Origin of the sequence: Salipiger mangrovisoli (assembly GCF_015223355.1) — a bacterium.
Classification (GTDB): domain Bacteria; phylum Pseudomonadota; class Alphaproteobacteria; order Rhodobacterales; family Rhodobacteraceae; genus Salipiger; species Salipiger mangrovisoli.
In genome coordinates, this window is sequence record NZ_JADFFK010000010.1 from 146,488 (window position 1) to 165,104 (window position 18,617).

Consider the following 18,617-nt stretch of genomic DNA (forward strand, 5'->3'; position numbering starts at 1 on the left):
CGGGCCGCTGAAGGCCATCTCATAATAATCATCGTTTTCATGAGTCCGGCTCACATGGTGGGCAAAAGCCTTCGAAGGCTTTTGCAAATCTCTTCGAAGAGATTTGCCCCTGCCAACGCAAAGGGGCGGACCTTGCGGCCCGCCCCCTGCTGTCTCATCCCTGCCCGATCAGTTCGGGATCAGGTCCGGCACGATGGTCACGATGCCCGGCGCGAACCACAGCAGCGCAAGTCCTGCCACCTGGATCAGCACGAAGGGGATCACGCCGCGGTAGATATGGCCGGTGGTCACCGAGGCCGGTGCCACGCCGCGCAGGTAGAACAGCGCGAAGCCGAACGGCGGCGTGAGGAACGAGGTCTGCAGGTTGACCGCGATCATGATGGTCACCCACTTCGGATCGAAGCTGCCGCCGTAGATCACCGGGCCGACGATCGGCACCACGATGTAGATGATCTCGAGGAAGTCGAGCACGAAGCCGAGGATGAACAGCACCAGCATGACGATCAGGAAGACCTTGTGCTCGTCATCGAAGCTTTTCAGGAAGCTCTGGATGTAGTGCTCGCCGCCGAAGGAGATCACCACGAGGTTCAGCAGCTGCGAGGCCACCAGGATGGTGAAGACCATCGAGGTCACCTTTGCCGTCTCGCGCACCGCCGGGGTCAGCACCCCTGCCTTGTAGAGCACGTAGCAGGCAAAGAGCAGCCCGAAGAGCGCGTAGAGATAGGCTGCCTGAGCCACCATGAAGGCGATCCAGGTGTCCGCGCCCGCGCCCTCGGTGCCGACCCGCAGGTCGAAGTTCACCCCGATGAGGATCATGATCGCCACCGCGAAGGTGGACATCAGGATGATCTTCGGCGAACGGCCGTCCTCGTTCAGCTTGCGGTAGGCCGCCAGCATGATGGCACCGGCCGCGCCAAGCGCCGCGGCGGGCGTCGGGTTGGTGATGCCGCCGAGGATCGAGCCGAGCACCGCGACGATCAGCACCAGCGGCGGGAAGACCACCCGGATGAGATCGTTGTGTGCCAGCCGCCCCGCCGCCTTGCCGGCGGCCCAGAGCGCGATCGCCCAGGGGATCAGCATCATCAGCACGGTGGCCATGGACGAGGTGTTCGGATGGATGAACAGCACGTCGACCAAAATGCCAAGCGCCAGGCCCGCCGCGCCGATCAGCAGCGGCTTGGGGTCCGACGAGGGCGAGACCGCCCGCGCCCAGGCCAGCACGATGCCGATCAGCACGGCGATGACCGCGATGCCGGTGCCGATGGGCGCCGCATTCTCGATCTTGGCCGCGCGCAGGGTCTCGATCTCTTCCGCGGTCAGCTTGTGCGACTGCTCGACACCGCCGGCCTCGTCGATGACCTTCTGTTCGGCCTCGGCCTTGTCCCAGGCCGCCTGACCGTGCAGGTCGATCATCGCCGCCTTGCACTCGGGTCCGACATTGGTGCGCAGCGACGCCATCTGGCCGCTGTCGGAGTAGCTGTCGACATGGGTCGACTGCGAGCCCACGAGACCCACCTGCCCCAGCACGATGGTGCCGACGATCAGCAGCGCCGGAACGCCGAGATACCAGGTGAAGGCCTCGCCACGGGTCACCGGCTCACCGGTGCTCGGACCGAACTGCACCGGCGGGGCCGACTGCGGGCGGAACATGGCGAAGCCGAAGGCATAGAGGCCGTAGAGCACGGCCAGCAGGATGCCCGGCAGCAGCGCCGCCTGGAAGAGCGTGCCCACAGAGACCACCGCAGGCTCGCCCAGCAGGGTCAGCGCGTCGGTGCAGCCGGCGAGCTGCGCGCGGTCTTCCTGGGCGGTGGCATAGAGGTCACCCGCCAGCGTGCCGAGCAGAACGATCACGATCGACGGCGGGATGATCTGCCCCAGCGTGCCCGAGGCCGCAATGACGCCGGTCGCCAGTTCCGGCGAGTAGTTGTTGCGCAGCATGGTCGGCAGGGCCAGCAGGCCCATGGTGACCACGGTCGCGCCGACGATGCCGGTCGAGGCCGCAAGGAAGGCGCCCACGACCACGATCGACACGGCCAGACCGCCCGGGAGCGGGCCGAAGACGCGCGCCATGGTGGTCAGCAGGTCGTTGGCGATCTTCGAGCGCTCGAGCACGATGCCCATCATCACGAACATCAGCACGGCGAGCAGCGTCTCGATGGACTGGCCCGCGATGACCCGCTCGTTGATGCGGTTGACGATGAAGGAGACGTTGCGGTCCAGCGCCACTTCCCAGCCCCGCTCGAAGACCGGCATCGCGTAGCGTGGCAGGTCCGGATAGCGGAAGATGGATATGGCGTCGTCCCGCACGCCGCTCGCGACCAGCGCCCGATAGGCCTCGGAGCCGGTGTCGATGGCCTGGTGCACCAGAAGCCCGGCGCTGTCGAGCGCCGCGATGATGAAGAACGAGATCACCCCCGCGCCACCGATGGCAAAGGCCACCGGGAAGCCAGAGAGGATCGCGCCGAAAAGCGTGAGAAAGACGATGATCAGGCCGATCTCGACGCCATCGAGTCCGAATAACATTACCCCAGGTCCTTCTCAGAATTCCGCGTGGTCGTAGGCTTCTTCGCCTGCCTCGACCCGGTCGTGATCGTGATATTTGCCTTCGCTCTCGGGGCCTTCCTTCCATTCGAGGTAGGAGCGCCAGAAGAACACGACCCCCTGCAGGAAGATGAAGCCGCACATCAGCACGATCAGGATCTTGAACAGGAAGTAGGCGGAAAAGCCGTTGGGGCTGAAGCCGATGGTCTCGACGTTCCACTTCAGCGCGCGCGCCTTCATGACCAGCCGCTCAAGGCCTTCCGAGGCCGAGGGCTTGGGCACGATCAGGTGGCGCCACAGGAAGTACCAGGAGTAGAGCCAGACCAGCGCGGCCATCGGCATCATGAAGAACAGGCTGCCGAACATGTCGATGAGCTTCTTCGTGCGGTAGCTTGCCGGCGAATAGAGCAGGTCGACCCGCACGTGCCCGCCCTGCACGAAAGTGTAGGCCAGGCAGAGCGCCACGACGATGGAGTTGTAGAGCTTGAGTTCCTCGGACCACCAGCTGACGTCGAAGGTCACCGGCACGCCGAAGCCGAACGACAGGTCAGGCCGGGCGAAGACACGCTGCACCAGGATGATGACCACCTGCTGCAGCACCATGATCAGGCCTGCCCAGGCGGCGATGCGACCGATGCTGTTGTGGAACGCCTCGAGACCGCGCACCATCCCCCACATGAAGCTGTGACGCCACATGCCGATGGCGGTGAGCACCAGGAAGGTGGTCAGCACCACGAAGAACAATTCCAGCGATGCGCCGTAGTAGACGAAGCGCATCACCGCCTCGTTGTCCGTCCAGTTCAGCCAGCTCGACGGGTGCGTCACAGCGTAGCCGAGGTTCCAGAAGGACATGGCGATATTGCCGAAGAACCAGGTCAGGCCGTCCAGTATCGCACCGAACGCCCCACCCGAGGCCGTCTCTTCCATGACCTGTGCCCCCTTTTGTCTCTTGTTGATCTTGTTGGGTACCCGGCCCGCCCCGCGTTTCCTGCGGTCTGGGGCTGAGTTGTGTCTTCAAAGCAGTTGCGCCCCCGCGAAACGCGGGGGCGACTGACGCGATCGATGCCTGATCAGAGGCCCATGACGCGGTTACGCTGTGCCGAGAAGGCGCCTTCCGAGCGGGAGATCCACTGCGCGGAGGACTTCAGCGAGGCGTAGTAGCTGTCGTAGCACTTCTTGTAGATCTCGTCGCCCATGGGCTCCTCGACCACTTCCTTGGCTGCCGCGCCGAAGGCGTCCCAGACGCTGTCGGGGAACTCCACCAGCTTCACGCCGCCGGACTGCAGGCGCTGCAGCGCCGCCGAGTTGTTCGCCATGAACAGCGACATGGTCCACAGGTTCGACGCGCGCGCCACCTGCTCGACGATCTTCTGCTGCGAGGGCGTCAGGCTCTCGAAGACTTCGAGGTTCATCGTCAGGTTCAGGTTCGGACCCGGCTCGTGGAAGCCCGCGGTGTAATATGTCTTGGTGATTTCCTGGAAACCGGCCTTCTCGTCCGCCCAGGGACCGATCCACTCGGTGCCGTCGATCGCGCCCGAGGACAGCGCCTGGTACACTTCCGCGCCGGGCAGGTTCTGGACGCTCGCGCCCAGCTTGCCGAGCACCTGGCCACCCTGGCCGGGCATGCGGAACTTCAGGCCCTGGAAGTCTTCGGGCGAGTTGATCTCTTTCTTGAACCAGCCGCCCGACTGCGGACCGGTGTTGCCGGCCGCAAAGGCTTTCAGGCCGAAGATCGAGTAGAGCTCGTCCGCCAGCTCGTTGCCGCCCTCATGGTAGATCCAGTTGGAGTATTCCATGAAGTTCATGCCGAACGGCACCTGGCTGAAGAACGACAGCGCGGGATGCTGGCCGAGGAAGTAGTAGTCGACGCCGTGGTACATGTCGGCCTGGCCGGCGGACACCGCGTCGAACACCTCGAAGGCACCGACGAGTTCGCCCGCGGCCTTCAGCTCGACGGTCAGCTCGCCATCGGTGGCTGCGGTGATCTGGTCTGCGCAGTACTGCGCGCTGTCATGCACACCGGCGAGGCCGCGGCCCCAGGTGGTCACGAGGGTGAGGGTGCGGCGACCCTGCGCGATGGCCGGTGCGGCAAGCGCGGTCGCAGCGGCAGCAGCGCCGCCCGCGGTGGAGGCCCTCAGAAAAGAACGACGATCCATGTAAATCCTCCCATAGATTATTCTGCGCGGGGTCGTCTCCTCCGTCCCCGCGCGGATCGTTACAGTGCGGGCACCCTAAGACAGATAATTGCGCAAACGAAATACCCATCACTGCGTAGAATTGGACATAATCTTGCCCATGACGTCAGGGAACTGCGACTTCCCCTTGCCTTCCGTGGGGTTAATCCTAACGAAATGCAGCCTCTCGACTTCCCAAGACGCCGAATCGTGACGTAATCCGCAGGGGATGGGCGCAATTTTACGAAACCTCAGGCAGACCCTCAGGCTCAGCTACGGACAGAAGCTCTTCCTTCTGGCCTCGGTGCCGCTCATTCTGGCCTGCGCCGCCATTGCCCTGCTCGTTGCCTTCCAATCGCGCATGCTGGCCGAGCGCGAGATCCGTCAACTCGAAAACGAATTGCTGGAAGCCAAGAAGCAGGAATTGCGCAACTACGTCACCCAGGCGCGCAACGGCTTCTATTTCATCTACGGTGCCGCCGCTCCCGATGACGAGGCGGCAAAGACCCAGGTGGCGCAGATCCTCGCGGCGATGATCTACGGCGAGGACGGCTCGTTCTTCGTCTACGACTATGACGGCACCAACCTCGTCTCGCCGCGGCAGACCGACATGATCGGCCGCAACTGGTCGGGACTCACCGACAGCGCGGGCACGCCGGTCGTTGATCCGATCATCGAGATCGCGCGGCAAGGATCGGGCTACCTGTCGTTCCTCTGGCCCAAGCCCTCGACCGGCGAAGAGGCCGAGATGATCGCCTTCGTGCTCGGCTTTCAGGATTGGCAATGGGCGGTGGGCACCGGGGTCTGGATCGACGACGTGCTGGCCACGGTGAGCGCCAGCCGCGCCGAGGTCAAGGCGCGCATCCGCCGCACTTTCCTCTACATCGGCGGCATCACCCTCGGCGCGCTCTTGGTGGTGTTCTTCTCCGGCCTTGCGATGAACCTGCGCGAGCGGCGGCTGGCGGATGCCAAGCTCAAGGAGCTGACCCAGCGCGTGTTCGACGCGCAGGAGGACGAGCGCCGCCGCGTCGCGCGCGAGTTGCACGACGGCATCAGCCAGATCCTCGTCGGGGTGAAATACGCGCTCGATATCACCCGGCGGCGGCTTGCGCAGAACGACCCGCGCGCCACCGACACGCTCGAGCGCGGCCACGAGGCGCTCACCGGCGCCATCCAGGAGGTCCGCCGCATCAGCCGCGACCTGCGCCCCGGCGTGCTCGACGACCTCGGGCTCGGTCCGGCGCTGAAGGCGCTGCTCGACGATTTCGAAGCCCGCACCGGCATCGTGAGCCGGCTCGAGACCGTGGTCTTCCGCAACCGTGTCGACCAGGAGGGGCGCATCGCGCTCTACCGCATCGCCCAGGAGGCGCTGACCAACATCGAGCGCCACTCCGGGGCCACCGAGGTCACGCTCGACCTGCGCGGCCACCGCCGCGGCGCGACGCTCAGGATCGAGGACAACGGCCGGGGCATCGACCCCGACAAGGTCCGCGGCCAGCGCGGCATCGGCCTGCGCAACATGCAGGAGCGCATGGACCAGCTTGGCGGCAGCCTGCGCATCTTGTCCTCGAAATCCGGCACGGTTATCGAGGCACAGATCCCGCTGTCGCACCTGCTTCCGCCCGAAGACGGCGCCCCCACCCCGAAAGCCAAGGCAAGCGCATGACCGAACCCACCAAAGTCGTCATCGTCGACGACCACCCGCTTGTCGCCGAGGGCATCGAGGCGCTGCTCGAAAGCTACGACGACATCCGCGTGCTCGCCACGGTGTCGGACGGGCAGCAGATGATAGACCGGCTCGACGAGCTTCTGCCCGACGTGATCCTGATGGACCTCAACATGCCGGGGCTGGGCGGGCTCTCGGCCACCGAGATGATCCTCGAACGCCGCCCCGAGACGCGGGTGCTGGTGCTCTCGATGCATGACACACCGCAATACATCACCACCGCGCTCGGCCATGGTGCCTCGGGCTACCTGCTCAAGGACGTGCCGACCGAGGAAATCAAGATCGCCATAGACACGGTGATGGCCGGCGAACGCTACCTCTGCACCGGCGCCGAGGGGGCGCTGGCACCGGTCCTGTCGAACGGCGGCGAACAACTCACCAACCGCGAGCAGACCATCCTGCTGCAACTGGCGCAGGGCAAGTCGAACAAGGAGGTTGCGCAGGTACTCGACATCTCGGTCCGCACGGTCGAGACCCACCGCAAGAACATCAAGCGCAAGCTCGGCATCAGCTCCACGGCCGGGCTCACGCGCTACGCGCTCGAGCATGGCGTGCTGCAGGGCACGGGCGTCAACAGCTGACGCAATCCTCGCGAAGCGGCTTTCTTTCCGGAAAGAGAATTTCTTCTAGGAAAAATATCCCGGGGGAGTCCGCGCCAGCGGACGGGGGCAGAGCCCCCGATGCCGCCGCCGGCGGCACGATACGGCCCGCGACCGGCGGGCCGAGACGGTCTCAGATCAGCGTGCCGACCCAGGCCATCACGTCACGCTCCGCCGCGCCGAGCGCCGCGGGAAGCACCTGGACCGCTTCGGGGTTTTTCAGACGCGCTTCTTCCTCGGGATCGCTCTCGAGTGTCGCAAGCGCCTGCGTCAAAACCAGCAAGCCGATCAGCGTCAGCGCCTTGATGACACCGAAATCGCGCGCCTGGCGATAGAACCGGTGATAATGCGCCATGATACCCTCCTGCGCAAAAAGTAAACCCTCGGGTTCAGTATTGCAGCGTAAGACATCCGGGGCAAATCACGACATCGCGTCTGCCGCCGCGAGATTTGAAACATTGCAGGACTCCGCCCCCGTCACGGGCAAATTTTCGCGAAAATGCGCGTTTGACCCCCAAGCGCGCAATAAATGCAAAATTTTCTCGCCCCCAGAGTATTTTTTCTGAGTCGATAGGTGTTGACCCTCCCTCCCCCTCAGCCTATGGTCCGCCCCACGCACGAAGGGAGTCCGCCAGATGGGCCTACTTGTAATTATCGTAGAGACATGGCGCATGGGCCGGTAACCGGAACCATAATGGACCCCCATGCGCCCCCGAAATCCTCGGGGGCTTTTTTGTGCGCAAACGAGAAGTAAAACCGAAATGACGTCTGGAACGGAGACCGCGATGACACGTCAGATGACCGGAGCGAAGATGGTGGTTCAAGCCCTGAAGGATCAGGGTGTGGACACGGTATTCGGCTATCCCGGTGGCGCGGTGCTACCGATTTACGACGAGATTTTCCAGCAGAACGACATCCGGCACATCCTCGTCCGGCACGAGCAGGCAGCGATCCACGCCGCCGAGGGCTATGCCCGCTCGACCGGCAAGCCGGGCGTTGCGCTGGTGACCTCGGGGCCCGGCGCCACCAATGCCGTGACCGGCCTCACCGACGCGCTGCTCGACTCGATCCCGATCGTCGTGCTCTCGGGCCAGGTGCCGACCTTCATGATCGGCTCGGACGCCTTCCAGGAGGCCGACACCGTCGGCATCACCCGGCCCTGCACCAAGCACAACTGGCTGGTGAAGGAGACCGACAAGCTGTCGGGCATCCTGCATCAGGCCTTCCACGTGGCGACCTCGGGCCGTCCCGGCCCGGTGCTGGTCGACATCCCCAAGGACGTGCAGTTCGCCACCGGTGACTACACGCCGAAGCCGCAGGCGCCGATCGGTCACTACCAGCCGCAGGTCAAGGGCGACATCGAGACGATCACCCAGCTCGTCGAGGCCATCGAGAGGGCCGAGAAGCCGGTCTTCTACACCGGCGGCGGCGTGATCAACTCGGGTCCGGGCGCGAGCCACCTGCTGCGCGAACTGGTCGAGGCCACGGGCTTCCCGATCACCTCGACGCTGATGGGCCTCGGTGCCTACCCTGCCTCGGGCAAGGCGTGGCTCGGAATGCTCGGCATGCACGGTCTCTACGAGGCCAACCTGGCGATGCACGGCTGCGATCTGATGATCAACATCGGCGCGCGCTTCGACGACCGCATCACCGGCCGGCTCGATGCCTTCTCGCCGCGCTCGAAGAAGGCGCATATCGACATCGACCCGTCGTCGATCAACAAGGTGATCAAGGCGGACATGCCGATCGTCGGCGACGTCGGACACGTGCTGGAAGACGTGCTGAAGATCTGGAAGGCGCGCGGCCGCAAGGTCAACCGTGAGGCGATCGCCAAGTGGTGGCAGCAGATCGAGGAGTGGAAGAAGGTCAAGTGCCTGACCTACAAGCAGTCCGAGACCGTCATCAAGCCGCAGTACGCGCTCGAGCGGCTCGAGGCGCTGACCAAGGGCCGCGACCGCTACATCACCACCGAGGTGGGCCAGCACCAGATGTGGGCCGCGCAATACCTCGGCTTCGAGGATCCGAACCGCTGGATGACCTCCGGCGGGCTCGGCACCATGGGCTACGGCTTCCCGGCCTCGGTCGGCGTGCAGGTGGCCCACCCCGAGGCGCTGGTGATCAACGTCGCGGGCGAAGCCTCGTGGCTGATGAACATGCAGGAGATGGGCACCGCGGTGCAGTTCAACCTGCCGGTGAAGCAGTTCATCCTCAACAACGAGCGTCTGGGCATGGTGCGCCAGTGGCAGCAGCTGCTGCACGGCGAGCGCTATTCGCAGAGCTGGTCCGAGGCGCTGCCTGATTTCGTCAAGCTGGCAGAGGCCTTCGGCGCCAAGGGCATCATCTGCAAGGATCCCAAGGATCTGGACGATGCGATCATGGAGATGCTTGATCACGACGGTCCGGTGATCTTCGACTGCCTGGTCGAGAAGCACGAGAACTGCTTCCCGATGATCCCGTCGGGCGAGCCGCACAACAAGATGCTGCTCGGCGACGCGCAGGCCACCAACGCCATCGCCGGCAAGGGCGCGGTGCTGGTCTGAGGACGGCGCGGAGGGGTTCGCCCCTCCGCCCCCGCAGATCGCCATCCCCAGAAAAGTTTACAGGAGCTGCAACCCATGTCCGCGCTACAGATCAAGAAAGGCTCGTCCAAGCATTCGGCCTACAACCTACGGCCCACCTTCTCGGACGTTCAGGAAACCCACACCATCACCGTTCTTGTCGAGAACGAACCGGGCGTGCTGGCCCGTGTCATCGGCCTGTTCTCGGGCCGGGGCTACAACATCGACAGCCTCACCGTGGCCGAGGTGGACCACGAGGGGCACCTGTCGCGCATCACCATCGTCACCACCGGCACGCCGCAGGTGATCGAGCAGATTAAGGCCCAGCTCGGCCGCATCGTCTCGGTGCGCGATGTGCACGACCTCACCGCCGAGGGGAGCTCGGTCGAACGCGAATTGGCGCTGCTGAAGGTTGCCAGCACCGGTGACAAGCGCGTCGAGGCGCTGCGCCTCGCCGACATCTTCCGCGCGCAGGTGGTGGACAGCACGCTGGAGAGCTTCGTCTTCCAGCTGACCGGCACCCCCGACAAGATCGACGCCTTCGCCGAGCTGATGCGCCCGCTGGGTCTGGTGCAGGTGGCGCGCACCGGCGTCGCCGCGCTTGCCCGCGGCAAGGCCTGACGCCGGTTCAGCCGTCGGAGCAGCTTTTTCCGAATGCACCTTGAAGACGGGCCCGATCCTTGGACGGGCCCGTTTCTGTTTGCCCAAATACGCCGGATCAAGGGGCCGGCCCCCGGAGCAAGGGCTGCTCAGGCCACGTTTCTTTCGCGCGGCGGCGTGCCGGGAAAGCTGATCACCCGGCTTTCGGCAGGGCGGAGACCCCGCGCGAGCTCCGCCGCATCTCCGGCCGCGTGAAGGCTCTGGACGAGCCCAAAAAATTGATTTGATTCCAGGCGTTGCGGGTTCATCGCAAGGCGCAGACTGTCGCTGCCCGCCATGTCGAATTGCACGAGATCACCGACCTCGAGCACATCCCCTCCATGCACGCTGGGCTCGGGATCGTGCCAGTAAGCCAGCTCGCCGTGATCTTCGCACCAGATCACGGCCTTCTGATCCATCTGATCAGCCCAGAGTACGACGCCCACCATCTGTGACATGCAATCCCCCGCACCTCATCACCGTTAGAGTGACGCAGATACGCGTCTGCTCACATGCGACGAAACGTGACGTGCGCTTGCTTTTTGTGTCAATTTCGATCAGGCTTGTCTCCATATAGCATCTAACATGACGCTATTTAGCTACAACAAGAAGTTCACAGGGAGGGCAAACACGTATGGACGGCGTCGCCTTGGAAAGAACTGTCGCGAAACAGAAAGAAAACGGGATGCTCACGGCGCGAAAGGACTTGGCGCATCAGCCCAGTCCGGCGGAATTGCGCAGCGTCTTCGGTGCCAATCTCCGGAAACTCGGAAGTCACGCGGCATCAATCTCGGCCCTGTGCCGGGATCTTGGCATCAACAGGACTCAATTCAACAGGTATCTCGCGGGGGAGTCGTTCCCGAGGCCGGATGTGCTCCACCGCATCTGCAGCTTCTTCGAGGTCGATGCGCGCATCCTGCTCGAACCTGTGGAAGAGATACGTGAAACCCCGAGCAGCCTGCTCAGTCATCCCTTCATCGCCGATTTCGTCGGCGCGGGGGTCCTGGGGCTGAGCGAGGACGACTTTCCCTCCGGCTTCTACCGCTTTTCCCGCGCGGCATTTTCCGAGGAATCGCGCTTCGTGGTCGGCGTGGTGCAGATCAGCCGCCGGGACGGGATGACCTTCCTGCGCGGCTTCGAGCCGAAAGAGGCGCTCACCATGTATGACCTGCCCACCGATGCCGCCTCGCGCGAGTATCGCGGGCTGGTGCTGCAACAGGCCGAGGGGATCGCCGCGCTGGTCAGCCGCAAGGGCGCGGTGACCACCTCGTTCAACTACCTGTCGAAGGCGGGCGGTCTCGCCAACCATTTCTGGGTCGGCTACGCGGTCCGGACCACACCCGAGAATCATTCTGGCCGTCGCGCGGCGCGTCTGGTCTACGAATATCTCGGCTTCGACACCCACAAGGTGCTCGCCGCGGCACGCGGCAGCGGCTACCGAACCGCGAAGGAACTCGTCCCCTTCCACCGCCAGCAACTGCGGGTCGACGAAGAGTTCCGCTGACCCCGCGCCCCGGCACCGCCCGCGCGGTGCCGGTTTGCCTCAGGCCTCTTCCGGGATGCGCAGCTGGTCATAGAGATGCCAGGTCGCATGGCCGAGCACGGGCAGCGCCGCGAACAGGCCCAGGAAGAACGGCAGCATCGCCACGAAGGTCGCCAGCGCCAGGAAGGCCCCCCAGGCCAGCATCGGCAGCGGATGGCGCTGCACGTAGCCGAAAGAGGTGATCATCGCCGTGACGAAGTCGACGTCGCGATCCAGCAGCAGGGGCAGCGCCAGCACGGTGATCATGTAGAGCAACAGCGCGAATCCCGCGCCTACCACGGTGCCCACCGCCAGCATGGTCAGCCCGTTCGGGGTCAGGAAGACATCGAGGCTCGAGCTGACATTGGTCATCGGCGACAGCCCGAGGAACAGCGCGAAGATCATGTGCCCAAGGAAGAACCAGAACAGGAAGACGATGACGATCACCGCGCAGAGTGACGGCAACTGGCGTTTCGACTGGCGCAGGATGACGCTGAAGACCTGCATCCAGTCGAGCGGCTGGCCGCGTTCCAGCCTGCGCGAGACTTCGTAGAAGCCCACCGCCGCGAAGGGGCTGAACAGGGGAAAGCCGATCGCCGCCAGCACCAGCCAGTAGCTCGTGCCAGTGGCCATGGTCAGCCATGTCAGGAAGAGGCCCGCGAGCACGTAGACCCCGCCGAAAACCAATGCAAAGCCGGGCGCGAAGATCAGATCGCTCAGCCCGAGGCGCAGCGCCTTGCCGAGCGTGGCGAAGGTGACGTCGGAGAACTCCGGCACCCCCTGCTGCGGCGCGTCGTCATGAATGACGCTTTCCATGGCTTCTCTCCCTCAAATCCCCTCTTTGCAGGGATTTAAGCCGGGAAGATGGACCTGTGGCAAGGCTTGGCGCGGATCGGGCGGCGGGGCGGCCAGCTTGGCCGCGCCGGGATCAGTCCTCGCGCGCGTCGGCGCGGGACTTGCCCGAGACCTGCTGCGCCAGCGTCGCGCCCATGAACGGGTCGAGATCGCCGTCGAGCACGCCCTGGGTGTCCGAGGTCTCGTGGCTGGTGCGCAGGTCCTTCACCATCTGGTAGGGCTGCAGCACGTAGGAGCGGATCTGGTTGCCCCAGCCCGCCGAACCCTTGTTCTCATGCGCCTCGTTGATCGCCGCGTTCCGCTTGTCGAGCTCGAGCTGGTAGAGTCGCGATTTCAGCGCTTTCATGGCGATGTCACGGTTCTGGTGCTGCGATTTCTCGGACGAGGTCACCACGATGCCCGTGGGATGGTGGGTGATCCGCACCGCAGAGTCGGTGGTGTTGACGTGCTGGCCGCCCGCACCGGACGAGCGATAGGTGTCGACACGGATGTCGGCGGGGTTCACCTCGATCTCGATGTTGTCGTCCACCACAGGGTAGACCCAGACCGAGGCGAAAGAGGTCTCGCGCGTGCCCTTGCCGAAGGGCGAGATGCGCACCAGCCGGTGCACGCCGCTTTCCGACTTCAGCCAGCCATAGGCGTTGAGGCCGGAGATCTTGTAGGCGCAGGACTTGATGCCCGCCTCGGCGCCGGCTTCTTCCGACTGCAGCTCGACCTCGTAGCCGCGCTTTTCGGCCCAGCGGACATACATGCGCTGCAGCATCGCGGCCCAGTCGCAGGCCTCGGTGCCGCCAGCGCCTGCGTTGATCTCGAGGAAGGTGTCGTTGCTGTCGGCCTCGCCGTCGAGCAACGCTTCGAGTTCCTTGGTGCCCGCGGTCTCGGCCAGCGCCTTGAGCGACGCCTCCGCCTCGCCGACCACTTCGGCGTCGTCTTCCATCTCGCCAAGCTCGATCAGCTCGATCTGGTCGGCCAGCTCCTGCTTGATCGACTTGTAGGTGTCGATGGCATCGACCAGCTGCTGACGCTCGCGCATCAGCTTTTGCGCGGCGGCAGGATCGTCCCAGAGGTTCGGATCCTCGACGCGCGCGTTGAACTCCTCGAGCCGGAACTCCGCCGTCTCCCAGTCGAGCCGCTGCTCCAGCAGGCCCAGGGACTTGCGGATTTTCTCGACGGTGTTCTGGGTCTCGGCGCGCATGCGGGTGTTCCTGCGAATGGGACGTCTTGGTTCCGGGGGGACATAAACCAGCGCAGGGGCGCCTTCAAGCTCGGAGGCGCGGCGAGCGGTCCGGCGCGTGGTCAAACGCACCGGGGGCGCCACGCTGGCGCCCCGCCTGTCATCCCGTCCTTGATGTGGTCTTAGCCCGTCGCCCCGCCCGCGTAGACAGTCAGGGTCGGCAGGTCGGTCAGCGGCGCGCCGATGAGCCGCATCGCGGGCAGCGAGATGCGGCTGCCCCCCGAGGCCGGGCCCTCTATGGGGCGCAGCTCGACCTGCGCCGATTTTCCGGTGGCCGGGTAAACCACCCTGCCCTTGGTCACGCTCGAGACCATCGGCGTCTCCAGCCAGAAGCCGGGATCAGCCGGATCGCCCAGCGAGGCGACGGTACTCCCCAGCTTGCGCTCGGAGGCCGCGGGTGCCGCCGCAGCCGCGCTGCGTTCGGCGGCGCTGGTGGTGTCGAACTGCTCTTGCGTGCGCGCGCTCGTCGGCGGACGCAACGCCGCCCCCGACGCCGCGGAGGAGGCCGGAGCCGCCACCGGGGCGGCCGCCTGCTGGCCCTGCTGGGCGCAGGCGGCAAGCAGGACGGGCAGAAGAAGGGCGGGAAGGGGTGCTATCACTCTCATGGCGATGAAGCTAGGCCGCGCGCCCCTCTCTGGCAATTGCGCAGATGCTTGTCCCGGCAGGGTTTCGCGCATACATTCGCTTCATGACCTCGCTCATCACATCCGCAAGCGCCCCTTTGGTCGATCCGTTCCTGCGGCCGATCTCCTACCTGCGCGTCTCGGTGACGGACCGCTGCGATTTCCGCTGTGTCTACTGCATGTCAGAGAACATGAGCTTCCTGCCCAAGAAGGAGCTGCTGACGCTTGAGGAACTGGACCGGCTGTGTTCGGCCTTCGTCGGACTCGGCGTCGAGAAGCTGCGCATCACCGGCGGCGAGCCTTTGGTGCGACGGGACATCATGACCTTCTTCGGAGCCATGACGCGCCACCTCGAGTCTGGCGCGCTGAAGGAGCTGACGCTGACCACGAACGGCTCGCAGCTCGAACGCTTCGCCCAGCCGCTCTGGGATGCCGGCGTGCGCCGGGTCAACGTCTCGCTCGACACGCTCGACGAGGGCAAGTTCGCCGAGATCACCCGCTGGGGCCGCCTGCCCCAGGTGCTGCGCGGCATCGACGCGGCGCAGCAGGTCGGCATGCGCGTGAAGCTCAATGCCGTGGCGCTGAAGGGCTTCAACGAGGATGAGCTCTTCGCGATGACGGAATGGTGCGCCGCCCGCGACATTGATCTTACCTGGATCGAGGTCATGCCGATGGGCGACATCGGCAACGAGGACCGGCTTGGGCAGTACTGGAAGCTTTCCGACGTGCGTGCCAAGCTCGCCGAGCAGTACACGCTCACCGACCTGCCCGAGAGCACCGGCGGCCCGGCCCGTTACGTGCGGCTGGAAGAAACCGGCCAGAAGATCGGCTTCATCACACCGCTCACCCATAATTTCTGCGAAAGCTGCAACCGTGTCCGGCTGACCTGCACCGGCGAGCTGTTCATGTGCCTGGGCCAGGAAGACAACGCCGACCTGCGCGCGCCGCTGCGCAACCATCCGGGCACCGACGCTCCGCTGGAAGAGGCGATCCGCGCTGCCATCGCGCGCAAGCCCAAGGGGCATGACTTCGACTATTCGCGCCAGTCGGTGGATGGGCGCGTCTCGCGCCACATGAGCCACACCGGCGGCTGATCGCCCCCGGGATCCGATCGCTCACCCGTCCGCCAGAAGTGCCCGGCCCGCTCCCGAGGGGACCGCGCGCCGTGGCCTCCCGGCCCGTTTGCAGGGGCTTTTGTGCGGCCCCGCGGCGCTATCTGCTTTCACAAGGCCCCGCGACCCACTAGGCAGCGCTATCGACGCGAGCAAGGGACCTGTCATGGCGCAAAAATCCACCATCTACAAAGTTGAACTTTCCGTCTCGGACATGGACCGCCACTATTACGAGACGCACAAGCTGACCGTCGCGAAACATCCCTCCGAGACCGACGAAAGGCTGATGGTGCGCCTGCTGGCCTTTGCGCTCAACGCCGACGAGCAGCTCGAGCTCACCAAGGGCCTGTCGACGGATGACGAGCCCGACATTTGGCAGAAGAGCCTGAGCGGCGAACTTGATCTCTGGGTGGCTCTGGGCTTGCCGAGCGACAAGGTGGTGCGCCAGTCCTGCGCCAAGGCCGCGAAGGTCATCGTCTATTCCTACGGCGGCAGGCCCGCCGAGGTCTGGTGGGACAAGATCAAGGGCAGCACCACAAGGTTCGACAACCTGCAGGTGATGAATTTCTCGGATGAGGCGACCCGTGATCTGGCGGACATGGCGAGCCGCTCGATGAAGCTGCAGGTGAATATCCAGGACGGCGACGTCATGGTCAGTGCCGACGACCGCATTGCCTATGTCACGCCGGTCCGCTGGAAGGATATTGCGTAAAGGGGGAGCGCGCTTTCCCCGCCGAATGCTCGGCCAAGGGGGCGCTGCCCCCTCGCCATGCGGGCTCACCCCCGGCGTATTTTTCGAGAGAAGACGCTCTCAAGATGCAGCGCCCGCCCGGAGTGACCGGGCGGGCGCCTTTGCTTGCTTCGCGCTCGAGCGCCTGGCGGCCGATCAGCTGCCCTGCAGCAGCGGCGTGATGCGGCGCACGGCGGCGCGGCGGTTTTCGCGCTCGTCGGCCTGGGTCTGCACGGCAAGGTCGCTCTCGCCGTAGCCCTGCAGCACCATGTTCTCGGGCGGCACATCGAAATATTCGCTGAGCGCCAGCGCCACCGATTCCGCGCGGCGGTCAGAGAGGGCGAGGTTGTAGCTCGCCGCACCCGTTGCGTCGGTGTGGCCCTCGATCAGGAAGACCTCGCCGGGGTTCTGCTCGATCATCCGCTTCATGGCGTTGCCAAGCGCCGCCAGTTCCTCGGCCTCGCCGGGACGGATCGCCGCCGAGTTGGTTTGGAAGGTCACCGTGTCCACCGAGATCTCGGGCACCAGATGACGCACGCGGTCGATGTTGCGGATCTGATTGAGCGAGAAGGCACGGTTCACGCCCTGGGCTTCCTGTGCGGAGAGCGCGGCAGCAAGTTCCTCGCCATCCATCTCGCGGAAGTTCAGACGCTGGGTGTTGGCCTGCGGCAGCTCGCTGACCACCACCTGCTGGGCGCTCTGCGTGTCGTCGAAGAGCACCACGCGCTGGCCGTCGGGCAGGATGCGCGTGCGGCGCAGCACGCGGCCATCGGAGGTTTTCACCGTCTCGACGGTGTTGCCGTCGTCATAGGCGACAACCGTGCGGGTCGAGCCGTCGTTGTAGCGATAGGTCTTCACCTCGGACCCCGGCTGGCGCAGCAGCACGTCGTCGTTGCGCAGCACGCGGTACTGGCCATCCTGCTCGACCACCACGCGGTCGCCGGTGTTCTGCACCACCTGCGCGCCGTCGTCGAGGATCTGGCTCAGCGCGAAGGTGCCGAGACCGACCAGAGCCGCCTTCTCGAAGTTGCTCAGACCGTCCTCGTCGTCATCCTTCTTCGCCTTCTTGGCTTCGGCCGCAGCGGCAGCCTGTTGTTCTGCCGTGGCCTGCGCGCGCAGGTCGGTGGCAAAGTCCTCGTCCGAAGTGCGCACGTCGGCCTCGGTCAGGGTTTCCTCGACCAGCTCGGCATCGTCGGGGGTTTCTTCCGAAGATGCGGCAGCTGCGGCAGCGGCGGTCTGCTGCTGTTCTTCCTCGCGGGCAACGGCCTCGGCCTGCTGCTCGGCGCTCGGCGCCTCGGGCTCGGCGGCGGGTTCCGCGGCGGCCTCGGCTTCGGCTGCCGGAGTTTCGGCACCCGCGGTCGGTTCGGCATCCGCGGTCGCTTCGGACTCGGCGGTGGCTTCGGCCTCAGTCTGCGCCTCGGGGGTGACCTGTGCGGTACCCTCGCCCTCGGCGGCCTGCTGCGCTTCGAGCGCCTGCTTCAGCTCGTCCGTGCCTTCGGTCTCGCCAGCGGTTTCGGCCTGCATCTCCGGGGCGTCCGTCGGCTCGGGTGCCGCGGTGGGTTCGGCCGTGGTCTCGGCGGCCTGTTCCTCGGCCTGTTCCTCGGGCTGTGCCTCGGGCTCGGCACCGCGTTCCGCGGTGGCGTCTGCCGAAGCCTCGGGAGCCGCGGTATCGCCGGCCTGCTCCGCTTCGAGCTGCTGTTTCAGCTCATCCGCTGCAACGGCGTCACCTTCGGGTGCCGTCGCCTCGGCGTCTGCGGTGGCGGCGGGAGCCTCTGCCTCGGCCTTCGGCGCGGGGGCAGGCTCGGTTGCGGTCACCTCCGGTTGCGTCTCGACGGGCGCGGCCTCGCCGCCCTCGGCCTGGGCCTCGGCGTCCATCTGCGCCTCGGGCGCGGGTTCGGCGGGGGCAGCCTGCGCGGCCGCCTCTGCTGCCGGCTGCTCGGGCTGGACCGGCGCGGCGCTTTCGGCGGTTGCTTCGGGCGCTGCCTCGGCACCACCGGCCGCGCCGGTTTCAGCCTGCGCGTCGGCCTGGGCCTCGGCTTCGGCGGTCACACCGGTTTCTGCCGCGGATGCCTCCGGCTCGGCTGCGGTCGCCTGCTTGCCCTTCGCCTTCGGCGCCGCGTCGAGGCACGCCTTGGCGTCGGGGGTCTGCGCGCAGTCAGCCTTGTCCTGCTGGTTCTGAGCGGCAACGGGCATGGCGAGGCTGGCAGCCAGGGCGAGCATCGTCGTCGATTTCAGAAGACCTCTGGTCATTCGTTACATCCTTCTGCTTTTCCGCATCGCGCGGCATGGGAGGGCAACGACGCG

At 65.5% G+C, this 18,617-nt stretch carries 16 protein-coding genes; 7 read left to right on the forward strand and 9 right to left on the reverse strand.

Going from position 1 to position 18,617, the window contains the following annotated elements; all coding sequences use genetic code 11:
- Positions 1-168: 168 nt before the first annotated feature.
- From IQ782_RS14800 to IQ782_RS14810, 3 genes are all read right to left on the reverse strand, one after another.
- Complete coding sequence (locus IQ782_RS14800) at positions 169-2,523, reverse strand: TRAP transporter large permease (RefSeq protein ID WP_194135433.1); 2,355 nt, start codon at positions 2,521-2,523, stop codon at positions 169-171.
- Between the two features lie 15 nt (positions 2,524-2,538).
- A complete protein-coding gene (locus IQ782_RS14805; protein WP_194135434.1) occupies positions 2,539-3,468 on the reverse strand; it encodes a TRAP transporter small permease subunit in 930 nt (309 codons plus the stop codon).
- Positions 3,469-3,611: 143 nt separating this feature from the next.
- The gene (locus IQ782_RS14810) at positions 3,612-4,697 is read right to left on the reverse strand and encodes a TRAP transporter substrate-binding protein (protein ID WP_194135435.1); all 1,086 of its coding nucleotides are present in this window, start codon (positions 4,695-4,697) and stop codon (positions 3,612-3,614) included.
- Between the two features lie 247 nt (positions 4,698-4,944).
- On the opposite strand from IQ782_RS14810, the gene IQ782_RS14815 reads away from it, so the two are divergent.
- Positions 4,945-6,381, forward strand: coding sequence for a cache domain-containing protein (locus tag IQ782_RS14815; RefSeq protein ID WP_194135436.1), 1,437 nt, complete (start codon positions 4,945-4,947; stop codon positions 6,379-6,381).
- A complete protein-coding gene (locus tag IQ782_RS14820; RefSeq protein ID WP_194135437.1) occupies positions 6,378-7,022 on the forward strand; it encodes a response regulator transcription factor in 645 nt (214 codons plus the stop codon). The genes IQ782_RS14815 and IQ782_RS14820 overlap by 4 nt, the downstream gene beginning before the upstream one ends.
- Before the next feature lie 151 nt (positions 7,023-7,173).
- Here the strand turns inward: IQ782_RS14820 and IQ782_RS14825 are convergent, their stop codons facing one another.
- On the reverse strand, positions 7,174-7,395 hold the full coding sequence (locus IQ782_RS14825; RefSeq protein ID WP_194135438.1) for a hypothetical protein: 222 nt from the start codon (positions 7,393-7,395) through the stop codon (positions 7,174-7,176).
- A gap of 430 nt (positions 7,396-7,825) precedes the next feature.
- On the opposite strand from IQ782_RS14825, the gene IQ782_RS14830 reads away from it, so the two are divergent.
- Positions 7,826-9,580 carry an acetolactate synthase 3 large subunit gene (locus tag IQ782_RS14830; RefSeq protein WP_194135439.1) on the forward strand — a complete coding sequence of 585 codons (1,755 nt, stop codon included), beginning with the start codon at positions 7,826-7,828 and terminating at the stop codon, positions 9,578-9,580.
- Between the two features lie 75 nt (positions 9,581-9,655).
- Positions 9,656-10,219 carry an acetolactate synthase small subunit gene (gene ilvN, locus IQ782_RS14835; protein ID WP_108965297.1) on the forward strand — a complete coding sequence of 188 codons (564 nt, stop codon included), beginning with the start codon at positions 9,656-9,658 and terminating at the stop codon, positions 10,217-10,219.
- Positions 10,220-10,347: 128 nt separating this feature from the next.
- Here ilvN and IQ782_RS14840 read toward each other — a convergent pair whose 3' ends face one another.
- Complete coding sequence (locus IQ782_RS14840; protein ID WP_194135440.1) at positions 10,348-10,695, reverse strand: hypothetical protein; 348 nt, start codon at positions 10,693-10,695, stop codon at positions 10,348-10,350.
- Between the two features lie 227 nt (positions 10,696-10,922).
- Here IQ782_RS14840 and IQ782_RS14845 point away from each other — a divergent pair, with 227 nt between their 5' ends.
- Complete coding sequence (locus IQ782_RS14845; RefSeq protein ID WP_194135441.1) at positions 10,923-11,741, forward strand: helix-turn-helix domain-containing protein; 819 nt, start codon at positions 10,923-10,925, stop codon at positions 11,739-11,741.
- A gap of 39 nt (positions 11,742-11,780) precedes the next feature.
- Here the strand turns inward: IQ782_RS14845 and IQ782_RS14850 are convergent, their stop codons facing one another.
- The 3 genes from IQ782_RS14850 to IQ782_RS14860 all read right to left on the reverse strand — a co-directional run bounded on the left by IQ782_RS14850 (position 11,781) and on the right by IQ782_RS14860 (position 14,453).
- Positions 11,781-12,575, reverse strand: coding sequence for a DUF2189 domain-containing protein (locus IQ782_RS14850; protein ID WP_194135442.1), 795 nt, complete (start codon positions 12,573-12,575; stop codon positions 11,781-11,783).
- Positions 12,576-12,687: 112 nt separating this feature from the next.
- Entirely contained in the window at positions 12,688-13,809 is a 1,122-nt protein-coding gene (gene prfB, locus IQ782_RS14855) for a peptide chain release factor 2 (RefSeq protein ID WP_194135443.1), read from the reverse strand.
- Positions 13,810-13,970: 161 nt separating this feature from the next.
- Complete coding sequence (locus tag IQ782_RS14860; RefSeq protein ID WP_194135444.1) at positions 13,971-14,453, reverse strand: hypothetical protein; 483 nt, start codon at positions 14,451-14,453, stop codon at positions 13,971-13,973.
- 83 nt (positions 14,454-14,536) lie between these two features.
- Here IQ782_RS14860 and moaA point away from each other — a divergent pair, with 83 nt between their 5' ends.
- Together moaA and IQ782_RS14870 are read left to right on the forward strand one after the other, a co-directional pair.
- A complete protein-coding gene (moaA, locus tag IQ782_RS14865; protein WP_194135445.1) occupies positions 14,537-15,565 on the forward strand; it encodes a GTP 3',8-cyclase MoaA in 1,029 nt (342 codons plus the stop codon).
- Between the two features lie 184 nt (positions 15,566-15,749).
- Positions 15,750-16,295 carry a YaeQ family protein gene (locus IQ782_RS14870; protein WP_194135446.1) on the forward strand — a complete coding sequence of 182 codons (546 nt, stop codon included), beginning with the start codon at positions 15,750-15,752 and terminating at the stop codon, positions 16,293-16,295.
- 174 nt (positions 16,296-16,469) lie between these two features.
- On the opposite strand, the gene IQ782_RS14875 is transcribed toward IQ782_RS14870, so the two are convergent.
- Positions 16,470-18,563: an OmpA family protein gene (locus IQ782_RS14875; RefSeq protein WP_194135447.1), complete on the reverse strand. Its 2,094-nt coding sequence runs from the start codon at positions 18,561-18,563 to the stop codon at positions 16,470-16,472.
- Between the last annotated feature and the right edge of the window lie 54 nt (positions 18,564-18,617).

Bases quoted from the DNA above. Each gene is read 5' to 3' on its own strand.
- IQ782_RS14800 (WP_194135433.1), bottom strand. From the start codon at position 2,523: ATGTTATTCGGACTCGATGGCGTCGAGATCGGCCTGATCATCGTCTTT.
- IQ782_RS14805 (WP_194135434.1), bottom strand. From the start codon at position 3,468: ATGGAAGAGACGGCCTCGGGTGGGGCGTTCGGTGCGATACTGGACGGC.
- IQ782_RS14810 (WP_194135435.1), bottom strand. From the start codon at position 4,697: ATGGATCGTCGTTCTTTTCTGAGGGCCTCCACCGCGGGCGGCGCTGCT.
- IQ782_RS14815 (WP_194135436.1), top strand. From the start codon at position 4,945: ATGGGCGCAATTTTACGAAACCTCAGGCAGACCCTCAGGCTCAGCTAC.
- IQ782_RS14820 (WP_194135437.1), top strand. From the start codon at position 6,378: ATGACCGAACCCACCAAAGTCGTCATCGTCGACGACCACCCGCTTGTC.
- IQ782_RS14825 (WP_194135438.1), bottom strand. From the start codon at position 7,395: ATGGCGCATTATCACCGGTTCTATCGCCAGGCGCGCGATTTCGGTGTC.
- IQ782_RS14830 (WP_194135439.1), top strand. From the start codon at position 7,826: ATGACACGTCAGATGACCGGAGCGAAGATGGTGGTTCAAGCCCTGAAG.
- ilvN (WP_108965297.1), top strand. From the start codon at position 9,656: ATGTCCGCGCTACAGATCAAGAAAGGCTCGTCCAAGCATTCGGCCTAC.
- IQ782_RS14840 (WP_194135440.1), bottom strand. From the start codon at position 10,695: ATGTCACAGATGGTGGGCGTCGTACTCTGGGCTGATCAGATGGATCAG.
- IQ782_RS14845 (WP_194135441.1), top strand. From the start codon at position 10,923: ATGCTCACGGCGCGAAAGGACTTGGCGCATCAGCCCAGTCCGGCGGAA.
- IQ782_RS14850 (WP_194135442.1), bottom strand. From the start codon at position 12,575: ATGGAAAGCGTCATTCATGACGACGCGCCGCAGCAGGGGGTGCCGGAG.
- prfB (WP_194135443.1), bottom strand. From the start codon at position 13,809: ATGCGCGCCGAGACCCAGAACACCGTCGAGAAAATCCGCAAGTCCCTG.
- IQ782_RS14860 (WP_194135444.1), bottom strand. From the start codon at position 14,453: ATGAGAGTGATAGCACCCCTTCCCGCCCTTCTTCTGCCCGTCCTGCTT.
- moaA (WP_194135445.1), top strand. From the start codon at position 14,537: ATGACCTCGCTCATCACATCCGCAAGCGCCCCTTTGGTCGATCCGTTC.
- IQ782_RS14870 (WP_194135446.1), top strand. From the start codon at position 15,750: ATGGCGCAAAAATCCACCATCTACAAAGTTGAACTTTCCGTCTCGGAC.
- IQ782_RS14875 (WP_194135447.1), bottom strand. From the start codon at position 18,563: ATGACCAGAGGTCTTCTGAAATCGACGACGATGCTCGCCCTGGCTGCC.